This window comes from Prevotella sp. 885, from assembly GCF_002265625.1.
Lineage (GTDB): Bacteria > Bacteroidota > Bacteroidia > Bacteroidales > Bacteroidaceae > Prevotella.
Window position 1 is genome coordinate 1 of record NZ_NOVE01000109.1, and the last position, 1992, is coordinate 1992.

At 46.7% G+C, this 1992-nt stretch carries 1 protein-coding gene and 2 pseudogenes; 1 reads left to right on the plus strand and 2 read right to left on the minus strand.

The features are described 5' to 3' along the window. Positions 1 to 265 precede the first annotated feature (265 nt). Positions 266 to 1546, plus strand: a complete 1281-nt coding sequence (locus CHL74_RS15205; protein ID WP_094881997.1) for a hypothetical protein — start codon at positions 266 to 268, stop codon at positions 1544 to 1546. 96 nt (positions 1547 to 1642) lie between these two features. Here the strand turns inward: CHL74_RS15205 and CHL74_RS15210 are convergent. Next, positions 1643 to 1864, minus strand: a pseudogene (locus CHL74_RS15210) (UDP-2,3-diacylglucosamine diphosphatase); the annotation flags it as partial. A 25-nt stretch (positions 1865 to 1889) separates the two neighbouring features. Beyond that, positions 1890 to 1992, minus strand: a pseudogene (locus tag CHL74_RS16515) (ISAon1 family transposase); the annotation flags it as partial.

Genomic DNA, 1992 nt, shown 5'->3' on the forward strand with positions numbered 1-1992 from the left:
CGATATCGAAATTGTCTAGTATTTCTTTGGGAAGAACTAGACGGGCTAATTGTTCAAGCATGTTCATAATGCAAAGATACAAAATACTATGAAATAAAAAACACCCCCAGTACTTTTCCGCTGACCCCTAATAAACGTTAATTAATTACATTTTTATTCTCTTTTGATTGCAGATTCGAATAATTCAGCATAAATTTGCAAGCGCAAAAACGATTTAGGTGAATTATTGATTAAGAAACAGAATACTAATTAAAAAAGTGTATTTATGAGAAAAGCTTTACTTTCGGCGGCTTTCATTGCCGCTTGCATCTCGGCTTCTGCACAGAAGCTCACTTACATTCCATGGACAGACAACGCCTTTATACAAGGTACAGTAATCAGCAACAACGGTAAATACGTAGCCGGCAGCGACTTCATGGGCCGCGGCTTCATCTACGACACCGAGAATAAGGAGATGAAGTATTTCGTTTCGCCGCAGCTTGGCGGCGAGGATACCGAGTCGACGGTTGATGCCGACGTGCGTTGCGTTACCAACGACGGTATCGGAGTGGGCTATCTCGAGGAAGTGGCAACAAAATTCGATTTCGCCACAGGCAAATATGAGAAGATTCTCGACGAGGGTTCAATTGCAAACTACATCACAAGCGACGGCAAGATTTTCGGCATCACCTACAACAAAGCCTACCAAAAGACTCCGATAATGATTGTTGACGGCAAGAAGACAGAACTGCCGCAGTCGTCAGAGGCCTGGCTCGGATTCGAGAATGACGGTATGGGCATCAGGGGCGGCAATGCCGACGGTTCGGTGCTCCTCGGCTACGGACAGGACAACTATGCCACATTCCCGCTGATGATTTGGGCTCTCAATAAGGACAACACAACTTACTCCGTAATTCCAGTTTGCAAGAAATATCTCGATGCTTCCGACTTTCTCGACGGTCCGCAGGACTTCGACTGGTTTGAGGGTGCTGCAATCAGCAGCAACGGCAAATATGTGGCGATCAACCTGCACAACAAAAATGAGGAACAGAGTATGGAGATAGCACGGTATAACGTGGTAACCGATACATACGAGAATATTACATGCCCTGAGCTTTCGGCAGACATGTGGTATTATGCCAATGCCATTGCTGACGACGGCACTATCGTTGGCTATATTGAGGACCAGATGAGTGGTGCCCGTTATGCCTGTATCGTAAAGGCCGGCGAGACTGAGGCAAAGCGCATGAGCGAAGTGTTCCCTACGCTTACCGACATCGTAAAAATGGACGGTAACGAGTTTAACTCTCCTTGTGCCATCACTCCCGACGGCAGATACATCGCCGGATTCGGATATGTTGATATGGATGACGAGAATCTCTGCTGGGGTACATACTACATCGACACCCAGAGCAGCACTGACGGCGTTGACAATGCCGCTGCCGATGCCAAGGCAAGCAAGGTTGTTGCCTCTTACGGCATCGACGGCAAGAAGACCCGTCCGGCTGCCAACCGTCTTCACATCAACAAGTTTGCCAACGGCAAGGCTGTAAAGGTGGTAAAATAAGGCGCGGTATTATTCAAGATAAAAACAATGAGCGCATGTCTGGAAGTGTTTCCGGCATGCGCTCATTGTTTTTTATTATCTGTAAACTTCAGTAGACTACAATTTACTCTCCCCCTCCACATATTCCTCAAGGAAGAGGTGCTCCCCGTCGAACACTACATAGGAGAACTGCCATATCCAGTCGCCGAGAATCATCATCCTTACCTTGCGCGAGAGGTTGAGGTCGAGCTCGATATGCCGGTGGCCGTAGATGAAATAGTCCACGTTGGGGTGCGTCTTCATGTATTCCTTTGTATACCTCACGAGATATTCCTTGTCCGGCTCACCTGAAAAAGTGTGTGGATTAAGCATACAATCTTGTTAGTCTGAAGAGAAAGAATTTCTTGTCAATGATACCCCGAAGTTGTGCTCTGAAATGCTTGACTTTTGCATTGAAAGATTCTGCA